The sequence below is a fragment of the Streptosporangium nondiastaticum genome, from assembly GCF_003011965.1.
Taxonomy (GTDB): Bacteria; Actinomycetota; Actinomycetes; order Streptomycetales; family Streptomycetaceae; genus Streptomyces; species Streptomyces nondiastaticus.
On record NZ_PXWG01000074.1, the window covers coordinates 1 to 22889 of the forward strand.

At 73.4% G+C, this 22889-nt stretch carries 1 protein-coding gene; it reads right to left on the reverse strand.

Features of this window, described 5'->3' with window-relative positions:
* A partial coding sequence (locus tag B7P34_RS23055; protein WP_106679381.1) for a type I polyketide synthase occupies positions 1-22886 on the reverse strand: 22886 nt, incomplete at its 3' end.
* Positions 22887-22889 lie beyond the last annotated feature (3 nt).

Below are 22889 nucleotides of genomic sequence, written 5' to 3' on the forward strand. Positions count from 1 at the left end.
AGCCGGCCCGTGAACAGCAGACCACCCGAACCCGCCAGCTCCACCGCCGCACCCAGCAACGGATGCCCCGCCGAACCCAGACCGGCAAACCGCACGTCACCCGCACGCATCGCCCCACCCGAAGGCCAGAACCGCTCGTGCTGGAACGCATACGTCGGCAAATCCACTAGCTGGGCGCCCGTACCGGCGTAAAAGGCCGCCCAGTCGACCGGAAGGCCGTGGACGTACAGCTGCGCCAGGGCTGCCATCACCGCCGTCTCTTCGTCCCGGTTCCGGCGCAGGGCGGGAACGAGGACGGCCTCTTCGGGCAGTGACTCCTGGGCCATGGCCGACAGGACGCCGTCCGGGCCGAGCTCCAGGAACCGCGTCACGCCCTCCGCGTGCAGGACCCGCACCCCGTCCGCGAAGCGCACCGCCTCACGCACGTGGCTGACCCAGTAGTCGGCGGAGGCGAGCTGCCCGGGCTCGGCGAGCCGGCCCGTGAGGTTGGACACGACCGGCACCGTCGGCGCACCGAACGACAGCTTCGCCACCACCGCGCGGAACTCGTGCAGCATCGGGTCCATCAGCGGCGAGTGGAACGCGTGCGACACCCGCAGCCGACTGGTCTTCCTGCCCTCGCCCTCGAAGCGGGAGCGGATCGCCTCGACGGCCTCCTCGGCGCCGGAGACGACGACCGACGACGGCCCGTTGACCGCCGCGATCGCGACGTCCTCGGTCAGGTGCGGCAGCACCTCCTCCTCGGTGGCCCGGATCGCCGCCATCGCACCGCCTGCGGGCAGCGCCTGCATCAGCCGCCCCCGCGCCGCCACCAACGCGCACGCGTCCGCCAGCGAGAACACACCCGCCACATGCGCGGCGGCAATCTCACCCACCGAATGCCCGGCGACGAAGTCAGGCCGCACACCCCACGACTCCACCAGCCGGAACAACGCCACCTCGACCGCGAAGAGCGCCGGCTGCGCGTACGCGGTCCGGTTCAGCAGGTCGGCGTCGTCACCCCAGACCACCTCCCACAGCGGGCGCTCCAGGTGCTCGTCCAGCCCCGCGCACACCGCGTCGAACGCCTCCGCGAACACCGGGAACCGACCGTACAGCTCCCGGCCCATCCCCAGCCGCTGCGACCCCTGACCGGAGAACAGGAACGCCGACTTCCCGGAGCGAACCGACCCTGTGACCACGTCCGGGCCTGCTTCACCCGCCGCCAGCTCCGACAGGGCCCGCGCCAGGGCGTCCCGGTCCGCACCCCACACCACCCCACGGTGCTGGAAGCCCGACCGGCTCGTGGCCAGCGAGTACGCCACATCCATGGGCCTCGGTCCGCTCCCGTCCTCGATGCGGGACAGCAGCCTGGCCGCCTGGGCCCGCAGCGCGGCAGGGGACCTGCCAGAGACCACGAGCGGTACGAGGCCTTCGTCGTCCACGTCCTCCGCCGCCTTCCCGGCCGGTTCCGGCGCGAGGTCCGGCTGTTCCAGGATCACGTGCGCGTTCGTGCCGCTGATCCCGAACGAGGAGACACCCGCACGCCGGGGACCATCACCCTCGGGCCAAGCAGTCTGTTCGGTCAGCAGCTCGACCGCGCCGACCGACCAATCCACGTGCGACGACGGCGCATCGACATGCAGAGTCCGCGGCAGCTCACCATGCCGCATCGCCATCACCATCTTGATCACACCAGCCACACCGGCGGCGGCCTGCGCGTGGCCGATGTTCGATTTGACGGATCCCAGCAGCAGCGGACGGCCCTCCGGCCGGTCCTGCCCGTACGTGGCCAGCAGCGCCTGGGCCTCGATCGGATCGCCCAGCGTCGTGCCCGTACCGTGCGCCTCCACCGCGGCGACCTGATGCGGGGAGATGCCCGCGTTCGCCAGGGCCTGGCGGATCACCCGCTGCTGCGACGGACCGTTCGGAGCCGTCAGGCCGTTCGAGGCGCCGTCCTGATTCACCGCGCTGCCCCGCACCACCGCCAGGACGTGGTGACCGTTCTTGCGCGCTTCGGACAACCGCTCCAGGACGAGCACGCCGACGCCCTCGCCCCAGCCGACCCCGTCGGCCGCATCGGCGAAGGCCTTGCAGCGGCCGTCCGCCGACAGCCCCCGCTGGCGCGAGAACTCCACGAACGTCGTCGGCGTCGACATCACCGTGACACCGCCCGCCAACGCCAGCGAGCACTCGCCGGAGCGCAGCGACTGCGCGGCAAGGTGCAGCGCCACCAGCGACGACGAGCACGCCGTGTCCACCGTCACCGCCGGGCCCTCGAAGCCGAACGTGTACGACACCCGGCCCGAGGCCACACTGCCCGCACTGCCGCTGCCGTAGCCCTCGAACTCCGGCCCGGAGAGGAGGTCGGCGTAGTCGTTGTACATGACGCCGGCGAAGACACCCGTACGGCTGCCCCGCAGCGCGGCCGGGTCGATGCCCGCCCGCTCCAGCGCCTCCCACGTCGTCTCCAGCAGCAGCCGCTGCTGCGAGTCCGTCGCCAGCGCCTCCCGGGGACTCATCCCGAAAAACGCCGGGTCGAAGTCCGCCGCCTCCGTCAGGAACCCACCCGCACGGGTATAGCTCGTACCCGTGTGTTCGGGGTCGGGGTGGTAGACGGACTCCACGTCCCAGCCGCGGTCGGCCGGGAAGTCCGTCACCGCGTCCACGCCGTCCGACACCAGCCGCCACAGGTCCTCGGGCGAGGCCACGCCGCCCGGGTAGCGGCAGCTCATGCCGACGATCACCACCGGGTCGTCGGCCACGGCCGCGGCCCCCGGCGGCACCGCACCGGCCCCGGCCTCCTCCGCTCCGAACAACTCGTCCAGCAAGTGTCCGACCAGCGTGCCCGCCGTCGGGTAGTCGAAGACGGCGGTCGCCGAAAGCCGCAACCCTGTCGCGTCGTTGATCCGGTTGCGCAACTCGACAGCGGTCAAGGAATCGAAGCCGAGGTCCCGGAAGGCCAGGGAGGCGTCGACGTCCGCGGCTCCGGCATGTCCGAGGACCGCCGCGATCCGCTCCCGCACCAGGTCCAGCAGTGTCGTACGCCGCTCGTCCCCGGACAGGCCTGCGAGGCGCTGCACGAGACCGGATGAAGCGGACAGCCCTGCCGAGCGCCGCGTACGCGTACGCATCAGGCCGTGCAGGAGGGGCAGGAGTTCGCCCTGCGCGCGGAGGGCGGCGAGGTCCAGGCGGACGGGGAGTACGGCCGGCTCGGTGGCGCCGAGTGCGGCGTCGAAGAGCGCCACGCCGTCTTCCGCGGAGAGCGGGGGCATTCCGGAGCGGGCCATCCGCGCGAGGTCGGCCTCGGTGAGTGTGCCGGTCATGCCGCTGTCCTGGGACCACGGGCCCCACGCGAGCGACACGGCCGGGAGGCCCTGCGCCCGGCGATGGTGCGCCAAGGCGTCCAGGAAGGCATTGCCGGCGGCGTAGTTGGCCTGGCCCGCGCTGCCGAAGACACCTGCCACAGAGGAGAAGACGACGAACGCGTCGAGGTCCCGGTCCTTCGTGGCCTCGTGCAGGTTCCACGCCGCATCCACCTTCGGCCGCAGGACCGCGGCCAGCCGCTCCGGAGTCAGAGACCCGATCACACCGTCGTCGAGGACACCCGCGGTGTGCACGACGGCAGTGACGGAGTGCCGGGCCACAAGGTCCGCCACAGCCGCACCGTCGGTCACATCACACGCTTCGACGACGGCTTCGGCCCCCTGCCGCGCCAGCTCCGACACCAGCTCCTCAGCACCCTCGGCAGCCGGACCCCTGCGGCTGACCAGCAGCAGACTCCGTACGCCGTGCTCCGCCACCAGATGACGAGCCACCACACGGCCGAGACCACCCGTACCACCGGTGATCAGGACCGTGCCGGAGGAGCCCCAGGACGGCGTAGTCGGTGCCTGCGCCCGGACCCGGACCAGCCGGGCCGCGAGAACCTGATCGCCACGGACCAGGAGCTGGGGCTCGTCCGTCGCAATCACCTGCGGCAGCACGGCCGCATCGGCGTCACCTTCCAGATCCACCAGGACGAAACGGCCCGGACTCTCCGACTGCGCCGACCGCACCAGACCCCACACCGCAGCACCCGCGAGATCCTCACCCGACACCGCACCCCGCGTCACGAACACCAGACGCGCAGCCGCAAACCGCTCATCCACCAGCCACGACTGCACCAGCCCCAACGCCCACGCCGCCGCGGCATGCACGGACTCCACGGTGTCGGCAGACTCCGCGGCCCGGGCAACCAGCACGGCCTCGGTGACGCCGGCTTCAGCCAGAGAGTCCACGTCCGCATAGGCCTGGAACGGTTCTCCGTCCGCACCGGTGCCCAGCCCGACACGCTCGTCCGAGAGCCGCACCGGCACCCAATCGAGCGCGAAGAGGGAGTCCCGCCCGCCGGTCCGCAACTGATCGGCGGAGATCGGACGGACGACGAGCGAGTCCACCGAGGCGACCGGAGCTCCGGCCGGGTCCACGATCGCGATCGAAGCGACGCCATCGGCGTTACGGATCCGGACGCGGACCTGCGAGGCGCCCGAGGCGTGCAAGGACACGCCGCTCCATGAGAAGGGGACGGCGCCTTCGGCGCCTGCGCCGGCCGCCGTCGACGCGTGCAGCGCCGCGTCGAAGAGGGCCGGGTGAAGACCGTAGGCGGCGCCGTCGGTTCCTTCCGGCAGCCGCACCTCGGCGTAGATGTCCTCGCCGGTCTTCCAGGCTGCCCGGAGGCCCTGGAACGCCGGACCGTACGCGAGCCCGGTGTCCGCGAACCGCTCGTAGCAGCCCGCCACATCGACGGGGTCAGCGCCGGCCGGGGGCCACACCGACGTGTCGAACGCCGGCGGTTCCGCGCCCGTGGTCACCACACCGCTCGCGTGCAGCGTCCACGGCTCCTCGCCCTCACGCCCGTGCACCGCCACCGAACGGCGACCGGCATCGTCCGGCTCGCCAACCCACACCTGCACCTGCACACCCGCACCCGTCGCCGGCAGCACCAACGGCGCCGCCAGCGTCAGCTCCTCCATCACATCGCAGCCCACCTCGTCCGCCGCCCGCAGCACCAGCTCCACCAGCGCCGTACCCGGCACCAGCACAGACCCCAGCACCGCATGATCCGCCAACCACGGATACGACGACACCGACAGCCGACCCGTGAACAGCAGACCACCCGAGCCCGCCAGCTCCACCGCCGCACCCAGCAACGGATGCCCCGCCGAACCCAGACCCGCGAACCGCACGTCGCCGGCGCGGGCCCCGGTCGCCGCGGGCCAGTACCGCGAGCGCTGGAAGGCGTACGTGGGCAGGTCCACCTGGTGGGCGCCGGTGTCGGCGAACACCTCTTCCCAGTCGACCGGTACGCCTTGGACGTGCATCCGGGCCAGTGCCGTGAGCAGCGCCTGGTCCTCGGCGCGGTCCTTGCGCAGTACGGGGGTGACGACGGCTCCCTCCGGCGCGGACTCCGCGGCGAGGGCGGAGAGGGCGCCGTCGGGGCCGAGCTCCAGGAACGTGGTCACGCCCTGGGCTCCCAGTGCGCGCACGCCGTCGGCGAACCGTACGGCTTCGCGGACATGGCGGACCCAGTACTCCGCCGAGCCCAGTTGGTCGGCGGTCGCGGGCTCGCCGGTGACGTTCGAGACGAGCGGGATGCCGGGCGCTCCGTACGTCACGCGCTCGGCGACCGCGCGGAAGTCGTCCAGCATCGGCTCCATCAGCGGCGAGTGGAACGCGTGCGACACGCGCAGCCGACTGGTCTTCCTGCCCTCCCCTTCGAAGTGGGAGCGGATCGCCTCGACCGCGTTCTCCTCTCCGGAGACCACCACTGACGACGGACCGTTCACCGCCGCGATCGCGACGCCCTCCGTCAGCAGCGGCAGCACCTCGGTTTCCGCCGCCTGGACCGCGGCCATCGCGCCGCCGGCGGGCAGCGCCTGCATCAGCCGCCCCCGCGCCGCCACGAGCGCGCACGCGTCCGCCAGCGAGAACACACCCGCCACGTGCGCGGCAGCGATCTCACCGACCGAGTGCCCGGCCACGTAATCCGGCCGCACACCCCACGACTCCACCAGCCGGAACAACGCCACCTCGACCGCGAACAGCGCCGGCTGCGCGTACGCGGTCCGGTTCAGCAGGTCGGCGTCGTCACCCCAGACCACGGCCCGCAGAGAGCGGTCGAGGTGCTCGTCCAGCCCCGCGCACACCGCGTCGAACGCCTCCGCGAACACGGGGTACAGGGCGTACAGCTCCCGGCCCATCCCCAGCCGCTGCGACCCCTGGCCCGAGAACAGGAAGGCGCGCTTGCCCGTGCGGGTCTCGCCTTGCGCCACGACGCCCGCCTCGCTCCGGCCGTCGGCCAGCGCGGTCAGGGAGCGCAGCAGGCCGTCGCGGTCGGCGGCGAGCATCACCGCGCGGTGGTGGAAGCCCGAGCGGCTCGTCGCCAGCGAGTACGCGACGTCCAGGAGCCGCGGCGCGGGGTCGCTGCCGAGGTGGGACGCCAGTCGTGCCGCCTGGGCCCGCAGCGCGGCCGGGGACCTGCCGGACACCACGAACGGTACGAGGCCTTCGTCGTCCACGTCCTCCGCCGCTTTCCCTGCCGGTTCCGGCGCGGGATCCGCGGGGTCGGGCTGTTCCAGGATCACGTGCGCGTTCGTGCCGCTGATCCCGAACGAGGAGACGCCCGCGCGCCGGGGACCGTCACCGTCAGGCCAGGCAGTCTGTTCGGTCAGCAGCTCGACCGCGCCTGCCGACCAGTCCACGTGCGACGACGGCGCATCGACGTGCAGCGTCTTCGGCAGCACGCCGTGGCGCATCGCCATCACCATCTTGATCACACCGGCGACACCGGCGGCGGCCTGCGCGTGGCCGATGTTCGACTTCACCGTGCCGAGGAGCAGCGGACGGTCCTCCGGCCTGCCCTGGCCGTAGGTCGCGAGCAGCGCCTGGGCCTCGATCGGGTCACCCAGTGTGGTGCCCGTGCCATGCGCTTCCACCGCGTCCACGTCCGCGGCCGACAGCCCGGCGCTCGCCAGCGCCTGGCGGATGACGCGCTGCTGCGACGGGCCGTTCGGAGCTGTGAGACCGTTCGAGGCGCCGTCCTGGTTCACGGCGCTGCCGCGTACCGTCGCCAGGACCCGGTGGCCGTTGCGGCGCGCGTCCGACAAGCGCTCCAGCGCCAGAATGCCGGCGCCTTCGGCCCAGCCCACGCCGTCAGCCGCATCGGCGAACGCCTTGCAGCGCCCGTCCGCCGACAGTCCGCCCTGTCGCGAGAACTCCACGAACGTCAGCGGGGTCGCCATCACCGTCACACCGCCCGCAAGTGCGAGCGAGCACTCGCCGGAGCGCAGCGACTGCGCGGCGAGGTGCAGCGCCACCAGCGACGACGAGCACGCCGTGTCCACCGTGACGGCCGGCCCTTCGAAGCCGAAGGTGTACGACACGCGGCCCGAGGCCACACTGCCCGCGCTGCCGCTGCCCTGGTATCCCTCGAACTCTCGCCCGGCGAGGAGCTGGGAGTAGTCGTGGTACATCACGCCCGCGAAGACGCCCGTACGGCTGCCGCGCAGCGCGGCCGGGTCGATGCCGGCGCGTTCGAGGGCCTCCCAGGTGGTTTCCAGGAGCAGCCGCTGCTGGGCGTCGGTGGTCAGGGCCTCCCGTGGGCTCATCCCGAAGAACTCGGGGTCGAATTCCGCCGCGTCGTGCAGGAAGCCGCCGGAGCGGGTGGCGACGGCGCCCTCGTGGTCGGGGTCGTAGGTGTCCTCGATCTCCCAGCCGCGGTCGGCCGGGAAGCCGGAGACGGCGTCCACGCCGTCCGACACCAGCCGCCACAGGTCCTCGGGCGAGGCCACGCCGCCCGGGTAGCGGCAGCTCATGCCGACGATGACGACCGGGTCGTCCGCCAGGGGCGGGAGGACCGCTACCGGGAGCGACACTTCCGCTTCCGTGCCGGAGAGACCGGAGAGACCGGAGAGTTCGGAGAGTTCGGAAAGTTCAGACAGTTCGGCGAGGATGTGGCCCGTCAGGGCGTCGGCCGTCGGGTAGTCGAACACGGCCGTCGCCGGCAGTCGCAGACCGGTGGCCTTGCCCAGGGCGTTGCGGAGTTCGATCGCGGTGAGGGAGTCGAAGCCGAGGTCCTGGAACGCCTTCGCCGGATCGACCGTCTCCGGGCGGGCGTGTCCGAGGACCGCCGCGATCCGCTCGCGGACCAGGTCCAGCAGTACCGCGCGCCGCTCGTCCCCGGACAGGCCGGTCAGGCGCTGCACGAGACCGGGCGCCGCGGCCGTGCCGGCCGCTGCCGCGCGGCGTCCCGCCGTACGGACCAGGCCGCGCAACAGGGGCAGGAGCTCCTCCTGCGCGCGCAGGACGGCGAGGTCCAGGCGGGCGGGGAGCATGGCCGGCTCGTTGGTGGCCAGGGCGGCGTCGAAGAGGTTGACACCTTCCTCAGCGGTCAGGGGCGGCATCCCCGAGCGGGCGATCCGCTGGAGGTCGGCGTCCGACAGGGTGCCGGTCATGCCGCTCTCCTGGGACCAGGGACCCCACGCGAGCGACGTGGCGGGGAGCCCTTGCGCCCGGCGATGGTGGGCCAGGGCGTCCAGGAAGGCGTTACCGGCCGCGTAGTTGGCCTGGCCCGCGCCGCCGAAGATGCCCGCGACGGACGAGAAGACGATGAAGGCGGCCAGCTCCGATTCCCTGGTGGCCTCGTGCAGGTTCCACGCCGCATCGACCTTCGGCCGCAGGACGGCAGCCAGCCGCTCCGGGGTCAGCGAACCGACCACGCCGTCGTCCAGAACGCCCGCGGTGTGCACGACGGCAGTGACCGGATGCCGGGCCACCAAGTCCGCCACAGCAGCCCCGTCGGCCACATCGCACGCCTCGACGACGACGTCCGCCCCCTGCCACGCCAGCTCGGAAACGAGCTCCTCGGCGCCCGCAGCAGCCGGACCGCTGCGGCTGACCAGCAGCAGACTGCGCACGCCGTGCTCCACCACCAGATGACGGGCCACCACACGGCCCAGACCACCCGTACCACCGGTGATCAGGACCGTGCCGGAGGAATCCCAGGCGGGCGCAGTCGGTGCCTGTGCCCGAGCCCGGGCCAGCCGGGCCGCAAGGACCTGATCGCCACGGACCAGGAGCTGGGGTTCGTCCGTCGCAATCACCTGCGGCAGCACGGCCGCATCGGCGTCACCTTCCAGATCCACCAGGACGAAACGGCCGGGGCTCTCCGACTGCGCCGAACGCACCAGGCCCCACACGGCAGCACCGGCGAGATCCTCGCCCGACACCGCACCCCGGGTCACGAACACCAGACGCGACTCCGCAAACCGCTCGTCGGCCAGCCACGACTGCACCAGCCCCAACGCCCAGGCAGCCGCAGCGTGCACGGATTCCACGGTCCCGGCGGTACGAGCGGCATGTCCGACCAGTACGGTCCCGGGGACGTCGGCTTCGGTGAGGGACCCCAGGTCCGTGTACACCCGGATCGGTTGACCGGCCGGACCGGTGCCGGACTCGACGCGTTCGTCCGTGAGGGGGACGGGTACCCAGTCGAGCATGAAGAGGGAGTCCCGGCCGCCGCCCGTCCGCAGCCGGTCGGCGGAGACCGGCCGCAGGGTCAGCGACTCCACGGAGGCGACCGGCGCACCGGCCGGATCGGCCATCGCGATCGCCATTCCACTCTCGGCGCGGCGGATACGGACGCGAAGCCGCGAGGCACCGGAGGCGTGGAGGGAGACACCGGTCCAGGAGAACGGGACGCGGCCCTCGTCGTCTCCCCCGCCGAACGCCGACGCGTGGAGTGCGGCGTCGAAGAGGGCCGGGTGCAGACCGTACGCACTGCCGTCGACGCCCTCGGGAAGCCGGACCTCGGCGAATACCTCGTCGCCGAGCCTCCACACGGCCTCCAGGCCCTGGAAGGCCGGTCCGTAAAAGAACCCGGAGTCCGCGAACTGCTCGTAGCAGCCCGCCACGTCAACGGGCTCGGCACCTGCGGGAGGCCATTCCGTGACGTCGAACGCCGGCGGTCGGGCGCTGCTCGACAGTGAGCCGGCGGCGTGCAGCGTCCACGGCTCCTCGCCCTCGCGTGAGTGCACCGCGACGGCCCTCCGGTCTGCATCGTCCGGCTCGCCGACCCACACCTGCACCTGCACGCCGGCACCCGAAGCCGGCAGCACCAGCGGCGCTGCCAGCGTCAGCTCTTCCAGCACATCGCAGCCCACCTCATCGGCGGCGCGCAGGGCAAGCTCGACCAGTGCCGTTCCCGGCACCAGGGCGGAGCCCATCACCACATGGTCCGCAAGCCACGGATGCGACGACGTCGACAGCCGGCCCGTGAACAGCAGACCACCCGAACCCGCCAGCTCCACCGCCGCACCCAGCAACGGATGCCCCGCCGAACCCAGACCGGCAAACCGCACGTCACCCGCACGCATCGCCCCACCCGAAGGCCAGAACCGCTCGTGCTGGAACGCATACGTCGGCAGCTCCGCCCACCGGGCACCCGTACCGGCGAAGAAGGCCGTCCAGTCGACCGGGAGGCCGTGGACGTACATCAGGGCCAAGGCGTCCAGAGCCGTCGTGTCCTCGGGCCTGTCCTTGCGCAGCACGGGCGCGAGCACGGCGTCTTCCGCCGCCGACTCCCGGGCCATGGCCGACAGGACGCCGTCCGGGCCGAGCTCCAGGAACCGCGTCACGCCCTCCGCGCTCAGCGTCCGCACGCCGTCCGCGAACCGTACGGCCTCGCGCACGTGACGCACCCAGTAGTCGGCCGAGGACAGTTGCCCGGGCTCGGCGAGCAGGCCCGTCACGTTCGACACCACCGGCAGCGCCGGCTCCCCGAACGACAGCCCCGCCACCACCGTCCGGAACTCGTCCAGCATCGGCTCCATCAACGGCGAGTGGAAAGCGTGCGACACGCGCAGCCTGCCGGCCCTGCGTCCCTCGGCTTCGAAGTGCGCCCGGACCGCCTCAACAGCGTTCTCCTCGCCGGAGACCACCACCGACGAGGGCCCGTTCACCGCTGCGATCGCGACGCCCTCTGTCAGCAGTGGCACCACCTCGGCTTCCGCCGCCTCGATCGCCACCATCGCGCCGTCCGCGGGCAGGGCCTGCATCAGCCGGCCCCGGGCCGCCACCAGCGCACACGCGTCGCCCAGCGAGAACACACCCGCCACGTGCGCGGCAGCGACCTCACCGATGGAGTGCCCTGCGACGAAGTCCGGCCGCACACCCCACGACTCCACCAACCGGAACAACGCCACCTCGACCGCGAAGAGCGCCGGCTGCGCGTACGCGGTCTGATGCAGCAGGTCGGCGTCCTCACCCCAGACCACGCCCCGCAGAGGACGGTCCACGTGCTCGTCCAGCCCCGCGCACACCGCGTCGAAAGCCTCCGCGAACACCGGGAACCGGCCGTACAACTCCCGCCCCATCCCCAATCGCTGCGAACCCTGACCCGAGAACAGGAACGCCGACTTCCCGGCGCTCACCCCGCCCACGACCACACCCGGACCGTCCTCACCGACCGCGACCGTCGACAGGGCGAGCATCACCTCGCTCCGGTCCTCGCCCCACACCACCGCGCGACGGGTGAAGCGCGACCGGCCCACAGCCAGCGAGTAGCCGATGTCCCGTGCGGGCAGCTCGTCGTGGGCGGCGACGAAGGACAGCAGGCGTGCCGCCTGGGCGCGCAGTGCTTCCTCACTCCTGCCCGCGAGCACCAGGGGCAGCACACCGGCCTCGGCCGCCGGTACGTCTTCCACCGGTTCCGACGCTTCCGCCGGCCCGGGCTGTTCCAGGATGACGTGCGCGTTCGTGCCGCTGACGCCGAAGGAGGAGACGCCCGCGCGGCGGCGCCCGGCCTCCGGCCACTCGGCCGGTTCGGTGAGGAGCTCGACGGCGCCGGCCGACCAGTCCACGTGCGACGACGGCGCATCGACATGCAGCGTCTTCGGCAGCTCACCATGCCGCATCGCCATCACCATCTTGATCACACCGGCGACGCCCGAGGCGGCCTGTGCGTGGCCGATGTTCGACTTCACCGAGCCGAGCAGCAGCGGGCGGTCCTCCGGCCGGTCCTGGCCGTACGTGGCGAGCAGTGCCTGGGCCTCGATCGGATCGCCCAGTGTCGTACCCGTACCGTGCGCTTCCACCGCGTCCACGTCCGCCGCCGACAGCCCGGCGTTCGCCAGCGCCTGGCGGATCACCCGCTGCTGCGACGGCCCGTTCGGAGCCGTCAGACCGTTCGAGGCGCCGTCCTGATTCACCGCGCTGCCCCGCACCACCGCCAGCACCTGATGCCCGTTCCGGCGCGCGTCCGACAGCCGCTCCAGCACCAACATGCCGACGCCCTCACCCCAGCCGACCCCGTCGGCCGCATCAGAGAACGCCTTGCAGCGGCCGTCCGCCGACAGCCCCCGCTGCCGCGAGAACTCCACGAACGTCGTCGGCGTCGACATCACCGTCACACCGCCCGCCAGCGCCAGCGAGCACTCACCGGAGCGCAGCGACTGGGCCGCCCAGTGCAGTGCCACCAGCGACGAGGAGCACGCCGTGTCGACGGTGACGGCCGGACCCTCGAAGCCGAAGGTGTACGCGACGCGGCCGGAGGCGATGCTGCCCGCGCTGCCGTTGCCGCGGTATCCCTCGAACTGGTCGCCGACCAGGATCTCGCTGTAGTCGTTGTACATGACGCCGGCGAAGACACCCGTACGGCTTCCGCGCAGCCCGGCGGGGTCGATGCCTGCCCGCTCCAGCGCCTCCCACGTCGTCTCCAGCAACAACCGCTGCTGCGAGTCCGTCGCCAGCGCCTCCCGGGGACTCATCCCGAAGAACTCGGGGTCGAAGTCCCCTGCCCCGTGGAGGAATCCGCCGGAGCGGGTGTAGGAGGTGCCGACGGCGTCAGGGTCGGGGCTGTAGAGCGACTCCACGTCCCAGCCGCGGTCCGTGGGGAAGCCGGAGACGGCGTCCACACCGTCCGACACCAGCCGCCACAGGTCCTCCGGCGAGGTCACGCCGCCCGGATAGCGGCAGCTCATGCCGACGATCACCACGGGGTCGTCGGCGGCCGCGGGCGGCCGCACCGGGGGCGGTCCGTCCGCCGCCTCTTCTTCCCGCCTGCCGAACAGTTCGTCCAGCAGGAACCCCACCAGTGCGTCCGCCGTCGGGTAGTCGAAGACGGCGGTCGGCGAAAGCCGCAGTCCCGTCGCGTTGTTGATCCGGTTGCGGAGCTCGACCGCCGTCAGGGAGTCGAAGCCGAGCTCCTGGAAGGCCCGGGTGGGGTCGACCGTCTGCGGGCTCGCGTGGCCCAGGACCACGGCGACCTGGGCGCGCACCACGTCCAGGAGCACGTCGCGCCGTTCGACGGCGCCCAGTGGGGACAGGCGTCCCACGAGGCCGGCCGCCGCGGCCGAGCCGGCGACCGCGGAGCGGCGGGCGCGGGACCGGACGAGTCCGCGCAGGAGCGGGGGGATGTCCTCCTGCCCGCGCAGGACGGCGAGGTCGAAGCGTACGGGGAGTACGTGTGCGGTGTCGGCGGCCAGTGCGGCGTCGAAGAGCGCCACCCCTTCGGCGGGGGTGAGTTCGGGCATGCCCGCGCGGGCGATCCGCTGCAGGTCGGCGTCCGACAGGGTGCCCGTCATACCGCTCTCTTGCGACCACGGGCCCCATGCGAGCGACACGGCCGGAAGGCCCTGCGCCCGGCGGTGGTGGGCCAATGCGTCCAGGAAGGCGTTACCGGCCGCGTAATTGGCCTGCCCGGAGCTGCCCAAGGTGCCCGCGACGGAGGAGAAGACGACGAAGGCGCCGAGGTCCCGGTCCTTGGTGGCCTCGTGCAGGTTCCACGCCGCATCCACCTTCGGCCGCAGGACTGCGGCCAGCCGCTCCGGAGTCAGCGAACCGACCACCCCGTCGTCCAGCACACCCGCGGTGTGCACGACAGCAGTGACAGAGTGCCGGGCCACAAGGTCCGCCACGGCAGCCCTGTCCGTTACGTCGCAGGCTTCGACGACGGCTTCGACCCCCTGCCGCGCCAGCTCCAACACCAGCTCCTCAGCGCCCTCGGCAGCCGGACCCCTGCGGCTGACCAGCAGCAGGCTCCGTACGCCGTGCTCCGCCACCAGATGACGAGCCGCCACTCGACCGAGACCACCCGTACCACCGGTGATCAGGACCGTGCCGGAGCGGTCCCACTCAGGAGTCTGCGGGTCCTGTGCCCGGATCCTGGCCAGCCGGGCCGCCAGCACACCGGTGCCCTGCACCAGCAGCTGAGGTTCGTCCGAGGCCAGAGCGCGCGGCAGGACAGCCGTGTCGGCCTCCGCGTCCAAGTCCACGAGGCCGAAGCGGCCCGGGTTCTCCGACTGCGCCGACCGCACCAGACCCCGCACCGCAGCACCGGCAAGATCCTCACCCGACACCGCACCCCGCGTCACGAACACCAGCCGCGCAGCCGCAAACCGCTCATCCACCAGCCACGACTGCACCAGCCCCAACGCCCACGCCACCGCGGCATGCACGGACTCCACGGTGTCATCCGGGCCGGGCGTCACCGGGGCCAGGACCGCTTGCGGCACCCGGCCGGAGCCGGCCAGGGACGTCAGGTCCGCATGGCTTTCGAACGCCGAGCCCGTGAGGGAGCCGAGCACGGCCACGGTGGCTGCGGCACCGGCCGGGGGCAGCCGTACGGGGTTCCACGCGACCTGGAACAGCGCGTCGCGCCCTACGAGACCCGCGCCGCCGTCCGGCCGGCCCGCCGAGACGGCTCGTACGGTCAGGGACTCGACGGAGGCGACCGGCCCGCCTTCGGCGTCCGCGACCTCGACGGACACCGTGTCCACGCCGTGCCGGACGACGCGGACCCGTACGGCCGAGGCGCCGGACGCGTGGAGCGAGACGCCCTCCCAGGAGAAGGGCACGACGCCCTGGTCCACGCCGTTGAAGGCGCAGACGTGCAGGGCCGCGTCGAGCAGCGCCGGGTGCAGGCCGTACGCGGGGGCGTCCGCCTCGGCGACCTCGGGCAGGACGGCCTCGGCGAACACCTCGTCGCCACGCCGCCACGCCGCCCGCAGGCCCCGGAAGTGCGGCCCGTAGTCGAACCCGCCGTCGGCGAAGTCCTGGTAGAGGCCGGTCACGTCCACGGCTTCGGCACCGGCGGGCGGCCAGGGCCCGGCGTGGAAGTCGTGGCCGGGGTCCGGGGCCGGGTCGCCCGTGGCGAGGACTCCGGTGGCGTGCCGGACCCACGGGCGGTCGCCGTCGCCCTCCGGACGGGAGCGGGCGCCGAGGGCGCGCCTGCCGGACTCGTCGGCGGGTCCGACGCGCAGCTGCACCTGGACGCCGCCGTGTTCGGGCACGACCAGCGGGGCGGCCAGGGTCAGCTCGTCGATCCGGTCGCAGCCCGCCTCGTCGGCGGCGCGGACGGCGAGTTCGACGAAGGCCGTGCCCGGCAGCAGGACCGACCCCTTGATCCTGTGGTCGGCCAGCCAGGGATGGGACTGGAGGGACAGGCGCGTCGTGAACAGCAGGCCGTCGCCGTCGGGCAGTTCCACGGCGGTGCTGAGCAGCGGGTGCCCGGCCGCTTCGAGGCCGGCGGCGCCTATGGCCCCGGTGTCCGTGCGGCCGGGGGTGGGCCAGAACCTCTCGTGCTGGAAGGCGTACGTGGGAAGGCCGTCGGCGACGCGCGCGTCCGTGCCGGTGAAGAACGCCGCCCAGTCGGTGTCCGTGCCGTGGACGTGCAGGTGCCCGAGGGCGGCGAGGAGCGTCGCCTCCTCCGCACGGTCCTTGCGCAGGGAGGGGACGAGGACCGTTTCGTCCGGGAGCGACTCGCGGGCCATGGCCGAGAGCGTGCCGTCGGGCCCGAGCTCCAGGAAGCGCGTCACGCCCTCGGCGTGCAGGGCGCGTATGCCGTCCGCGAAGCGCACCGCTTCGCGGACGTGGGTGACCCAGTACGCGGGGCTGCGCAGTTCCTCCGCCGTGGCCGGGGCGCCGGTCACGTTCGAGACCACGGTGAGCTCCGGTGCGCCGTAGGCGAGGCCCTCCGCGACCGCGCGGAACTCGTCCAGCATCGGCTCCATGAGCGGCGAGTGGAACGCGTGCGACACGCGCAGCCGACTGGTCTTCCTGCCCTCCCCTTCGAAGCGGGAGCGGATCGCCTCTATCGCTACCTCGGCGCCGGACACCACCACCGACGAGGGCCCGTTGACCGCCGCGATCGCAACCTCCCCGGTCAGGTACGGCAACACCTCCTTCTCCCTCGCCCGGATCGCCGCCATCGCGCCGCCTGCGGGCAGCGCCTGCATCAGCCGCCCCCGCGCCGCCACCAACGCGCACGCATCCGCCAGCGAGAACACACCCGCCACATGCGCGGCAGCGATCTCACCCACCGAATGCCCGGCGACGAAGTCAGGCCGCACACCCCACGACTCCACCAACCGGAACAACGCCACCTCGACCGCGAACAGCGCCGCCTGCGCATACGCCGTCCGGTTCAGCACTTCCTCGTCATCGCCCCAGACCACAGCCCGCAACGGACGGTCCAGGTGCTCGTCCAGCCCCGCACACACCGCGTCGAAAGCCTCCGCGAACACCGGGAACCGGCCGTACAGCTCCCGGCCCATCCCCAGCCGCTGCGACCCCTGACCCGAGAACAGGATGGCGTCCTTGCCCTCCTGCGCGGCGCCGGTGGCCAGGGCGGGGTCGGCTTCGCCCGCGGCCAGGGCGGCGAGGGCGCGTACCGCTGTGTCGTGGCCGTCGGCCACGACGGCCGCGCGGTGGGCGAAGGCCGTGCGCGTCGCCAGCGTGTACGCGCTGTCCGTGAGCCGTGGTGCGGGGGCGCGGCGGAGGTGGGTCAGGAGACGGGCCGCCTGGGCCTTCAGGGCGCTGTCGTTCCTGGCGGACAGCAGCAAAGGCACGGGGGCCTGGATCTCCGGGGCGACAGCGAGGACCTCGGTGTCCGCGGGCTCGTCCTCGGCCTGCTCAAGTACCACGTGCGCGTTGGTGCCGCTGATCCCGAAGGCCGAGACGGCGGCGCGCCTCGGGCGGCCCGTGCCGGGCCACTCGGTCCGCCCGATGAGGAGTGCGACGGCGCCCGTGGTCCAGTCGACGTGCGAGGTGGGCTCGTCCACGTGCAGGCTCTCGGGCAGGACGCCGTGCCGCATCGCCAGGACCATCTTCATCACACCGGCCGCACCGGCGGCGGCTTGCGTGTGTCCGAGGTTGGACTTCACCGAGCCCAGCAGCAGCGGCCGGCCCTCGGTCCGGTCCTGACCGTACGTGGCGAGCAGCGCCTGGGCCTCGATGGGGTCGCCCAGCTTCGTGCCGGTGCCGTGCGCCTCGACGGCGTCGACGTCGGACGCGGCCAGGCCGGCGTTGGCGAGGGCCTGCCGGATGACGCGCTGCTGGGACGGGCCGTTGGGCGCAGACAGGCCGTTGGAGGCGCCGTCCTGGTTGACGGCCGAGCCGCGGACGACCGCGAGCACCCGGTGGCCGTTGCGGCGGGCGTCGGAGAGCCGCTCCACGAGCAGCAGTCCTACGCCTTCGCTCCAGCCGGTGCCGTCGGCGGCCGCCGCGAACGGCTTGCAGCGGCCGTCGGGGGCCAGGCCGCGCTGGCGGGCGAACTCCACGAAGGAGGACGGGCTCGCCATCACCGTCACGCCGCCGGCGAGCGCCAGCGAGCACTCGCCCGACCGCAGCGACTGCACCGCCATGTGGAGCGCCACCAGCGACGAGGAGCAGGCCGTGTCGACCGTGACCGCCGGGCCCTCGAAGCCGAAGGCGTACGACACGCGGCCGGAGACCACGCTGAGCGCGTTGCCGGTGAGCGCGTGTCCGGCGACCTCGTCCCGGGCCGCGTCCAGGACCGTGCGGTAGTCCTGGGCGTTGGTGCCCGCGAAGACGCCGGTGCTGCTGCCCCGCAGGGACTCCGGGTCGATGCCGGCGCGTTCGAGGGCCTCCCAGGCGGTCTCCAGGAGCAGCCGCTGCTGCGGGTCCATGGCGAGGGCTTCGCGCGGCGAGATGCCGAAGAAGTCCGCGTCGAAGCCGGCCACGTCGTCGAGGAAGCCGCCGCCGCGGGCGTAGCTCGTCCCTTGGTGGCCGGGGTCGGGGTGGTAGAGCCCGTCGAGGTCCCAGCCCCGGTCGCCGGGGAAGGGGGCGATGGCGTCCCGGCCCTCGTCCAGCAGTTGCCAGAGCTCCTCCGGCGAGCTGATCCCGCCCGGGAAGCGGCAGGCCATGCCCACGATCGCCACGGGTTCGTCGAGGACGGCGGCCGCCCGTTCCACGGCGGCCCCGGTCCCGGCCGTGCCCAGGACTTCGGTGCGCAGGTAGACGGCGACCGCGGTGGGGGTGGGGTGGTCGAACAGCAGGGTGGCGGGGAGCCGGAGGCCTGCCGCGGCGGACAGGCGGTTGCGCAGGTCGACCGCCATCACCGAGTCGAATCCCAGCTCGCGGAAGGGGCGCTGGGTGTCGACGGCGGCCGTCGAGGCGTGTCCGAGGGTCTTCGCGGCCTCCTCCCAAACCAGCTGCAGCAGGGCGCGCTCCCGCTCGGCGGCCGGCAGTGCGCCGATCCGGTCGCGCAGCGCGGAGCGCTCCTCGCGCGGCCGGTCGCCGCCGGAGAGGGCGTGGCGCGCCTCGGGGAGGCCGGCGAGGAGGGGGCTGGGGCGGACGGCGGTCAGGGCGGGGGCGTACGCGGCCCAGTCCACGTCGGCCACGGTCACGTTCGCCGCGCCTTGGGCGAGGGCCTGCCGGAGGGCGGCGAGTGCGGGGGCCGCGGTCATGGGGAGCAGTCCGTCGCGGCTGAGGCGGGCGGCGGCCTCGCCGTCCGTGGCCATGCCGGAGCCGGTCCAGGGGCCCCAGGCGACCGAGGTGGCGGGCAGTCCCTCGCTGCGGCGCTGTTCGGCGAGGGCGTCGAGGAAGGCGTTGGCGGCGGCGTAGTTGGCCTGGCCCCGGTTGCCCAGGACGCCGGCGACCGAGGAGAACAGGACGAACATGTCCAGGCCGAGGTCCAGCGTGAGTTCGTGCAGGTGCAGTGCGGCGGTGGCCTTCGGGCGCAGGACGGTCTCGAAGCGTTCGGGGGTGAGGGACTCCAGCACGCCGTCGTCCAGCACGCCGGCGGCGTGCACGACACCGGTCAGGGGCAGGTCTTCGGGGATGTCCGCGAGGACGGCGGCCAGGGCGTCGCGGTCGGCGGCGTCGCAGGCGGCGACGGTGACGCGGGTGCCCCGGTCGGCGAGTGCGGTCGCGAGCTCCGGTGCGCCGGGGGCGCCGAGGCCCCGGCGGCCGGTGAGCACCAGGTGCTCGGCTCCGGCGTCCGCCAGCCAGTGCGCGACGTGGGCGCCGAGCGCGCCGGTGCCGCCGGTGACCAGGACCGTGCCGTGTGCGGTCCACCGGGCTCCGGTGTCGCCGCCGGGCGTGATCCGCCCCAGGCGGCGGGCGAAGGCTCCGGCCGGCCGGATCGCGAGCTGGTCCTCGTCTCCGGCAAGGGCCCCGAGGAGCCCGGAGACGACCCGGCCGTCCACGTTCGCGGGGAGGTCGACGAGCCCGCCCCAGCTCTGCGGGGATTCCAGTGCGGCCACGCGCCCGAGGCCCCACACCTGGGCCTGCAGGGGGCTGGTGAGCGCGTCCCGCTCGTCCACGGCGACGGCTCCGCGGGTGACGCACCACAGCGGGGCCCGGACGCCGGACGTCTCCAGGGCGCGCACCAGGCCGGTGGTGGCGGTCAGGCCGCGCGGCACCGACGGGAAGTCCGGGTGCGGGCGTTCGTCGAGGGCGAGCAGGGAGAGCACTCCGTCGAACGTCCCGTCCGGCAGTTCGACGGCGCCGGTGCCGGACAGGACGAGGAGTTCGGTGCGCAGGCCCTGGTCGCGCAGGGTGTCGAGGAGCCGGGTGGCCCAGGGGTCGCCGGTGGCGGCGTCGGGCAGGGCGACGAGCCAGGTCCCGGTGACCGGGGGGCCGGCCGGGGCGGCGAGGGGTGTCCACTGCACCCAGTAGCTCCACCTGTCCGCCTCGGCCTGCGTCCTGCGCAGCCGGCGCCACGCCGAGAGCGTGGGGAGGATGCTGCCGAGGGAGTCGGCCTCGTTCCCGTCGACGGACAGGACGGCCGACAGCCCTTCGAGGTCCTCGCGTTCGACGGCTTCCCAGAACCCGGCGTCGCCCGCTTCGCCGGCCGGGCTCTCGCCGGCCGCGGTGTCGGCGTCCAGCCAGTACCACGCGCGCTGGAAGGCGTAGGTCGGCAGCGCGACGCGGTCGGCGCCGAGCGTGCCGAGCCAGGCGGACCAGTCGACGCGGGTGCCGTGGACGGAGGCGGTGGCGACGCCCTCGGCGAGGGCCTGCTCTTCGGGGCGGCCCGTGCGCAGGAGGCTGAGGACAAGAGGCTGTTCGAGGGTGGTCAGGGAGTCCTCGACCATCGGCGTGAGCACACCGCCGGGGCCGATCTCCACGAAGCTGGTGACGCCCTCGGTCTCCAGGGTGCGTACGGCGGTGTGGAAGCGGACGGCTTCCCGGACCTGCCGGACCCAGTACGCGGGCGAGCACAGTTCCTCGTCACCGGCGAGCGCTCCGGTCACCGTGGAGACCACGGGGATGCGGGGGGCGTGGAACTCCAGGTCCTCGGCGACGCGCCGGAATTCCTCCAGCATGCCGTCCATGTGCGGCGAGTGGAAGGCGTGGCTGACCCGGAGCCGCTTGGTGCGGCGGCCCTGCGCCTCCCAGTGGGCGGCGATCCGCAACACGGCGTCCTCGTCGCCCGAGACGACCGTGGAGGCGGGCCCGTTGACCGCCGCGAGGGAGGCGCGGTCCTCGTGGCCGGCGAGGGAAGCGCGGATCTCCTCCTCGGTGGCCTCGACGGCCACCATGGCGCCGCCTTCGGGCAGCGCCTGCATCAGGGTGCCGCGCGCCGCGACCAGCCGTGCGGCGTCCCGGAGGGAGAGGACTCCGGCCACGTGGGCGGCGGTGAGCTCGCCGATGGAGTGGCCGGCGACGAACCGCGGTGTCACGCCCCAGGATTCGACGAGCCGGAAGAGGGCGGTCTCCAGGGCGAAGAGCGCCGCCTGAGTGTAGGCGGTCCGGTCGAGCAGGGCGGCTTCGTCCGTGCCGTCCTCGGCGAAGAGGACGTCGCGGACGGGCCGGTCCAGGTGCGGGTCGAGCTCGGCGCACACCGCGTCGAAGGCCTTGGCGAACTCCGGGTGGGCGCCGTACAGCTCGCGTCCCGTGCCCGGGCGCTGGGAGCCCTGCCCGGCGAAGAGGAAGGCGGTGGTCGCCTTCGCGGCGACGCCGGTCACGAGGCCGGCCGCGGTGCGGCCTTCCGCCAGGGCGTCCAGGCCGGTGAGGAACGCGTCCCGGTCGTCGGCGACGACGGCGGCGCGGTGCTCCATGAGGGGCCTGGTGGCCGTGAGGGAGTGGGCGACGTCGGCCGGTCCGAGGCCGGCGTGGGCGCGGACGTGGCGGGCGAGCCGCGCCGCCTGGGCCCGCAGGGCCTCGCCGGTCCGGGCGGACAGGATCCAGGGCAGCGCGCCGGTCCGGGCGGCGGCAGGCTGAGGTCCCGGCCCGGCCTCGCGCGGCGGTGCCTGTTCCAGGACGACGTGGGCGTTGGTGCCGCTGATGCCGAAGGAGGAGACGGCCGCGCGGCGCTCCCGGCCGGTCGCGGGCCAGGGTTCGGGCGCGGCGAGGAGCCGGGCGCTGCCTCCGCTCCAGTCGACGTGGGGGGTGGGCTCGTCGAGGTGCAGGGTCGCGGGCAGCTCTCCGTGCCGCATGGCCAGGACCATCTTCATGACGCCGGCCACACCGGCGGCCCACTGGGTGTGGCCGATGTTGGACTTCATGGAGCCGATCAGTACGGGCCGGTCGGCGGGGCGCTGTCCGTACGTGGCGAGCAGGGCGTGGGCCTCGATGGGGTCGCCCAGCGCCGTGCCCGTTCCGTGCGCCTCGACGGCGTCGACGTCGCCGGCGGCGAGCCCGGCGTCGGCCAGCGCCTGGCGGATGACGCGCTGCTGGGAGGGGCCGTTGGGGGCGGTGAGGCCGTTGGACGCGCCGTCCTGGTTGACGGACGAGCCCCTCAGCACTGCGAGCACGGGGTGGCCGTTGCGCACCGCGTCGGAGAGCCGCTCGACCAGCAGCAGTCCGGCGCCCTCGCCCCAGGCCGTGCCGTCGGCGGCGGCCGCGAAGGGCTTGCAGCGGCCGTCGGGGGCCAGGCCACGCTGGCGGGAGAAGTCCACGAACAGCTGCGGAGTGGACAGCACGGTCGCGCCGCCCACCAGGGCGAGGGAGCACTCGTCCCGCCGCAGCGCCTGTGCCGCCAGGTGCAGGGCGACCAGCGACGAGGAGCAGGCCGTGTCGACGGTCAGGGCGGGGCCTTCGAGGCCGAAGGTGTACGCGATGCGGCCGGAGGCGATGCTGATGAAGTTGCCGGTCATCAGGTGGCCGCCGACCTCGTCCGACCGCCGGCGGCCGGCCGTGTCGTACCCGGCGTAGCCGGTGCCGACGAACACGCCGGTGCGGCTGCCCGCGAGGGACTCCGGGTCGATTCCGGCCCGTTCGAGGGCTTCCCACGCGGTTTCCAGGAGCAGTCGCTGCTGCGGGTCCATGGCGAGGGCCTCGCGCGGCGATATCCCGAAGAACCCGGGGTCGAACTCGCCCGCGTCGTAGAGGAATCCGCCCTCGCGGGTGTAGCTGGTGCCCTGGTGTTCCGGGTCGGGGTGGTAGAGCCCGTCGAGGTCCCAGCCGCGGTTGCCGGGGAGGGTGGAGACGGCGTCGACGCCGCCCCGGAGCAGCTCCCACAGCTCTTCCGGCGAGCGGACGCCGCCGGGGAAGCGGCAGGCCATGGAGACGATCGCGATGGGCTCGCGCTGCTTCCGCTCCGTTTCGCCCAGCTGCTGCCGGGTCTCGTGGAGATCCGCGATCGCGCGCTTGAGGTACTCGCGCAGTTTCGCCTCGTTCGACATCAG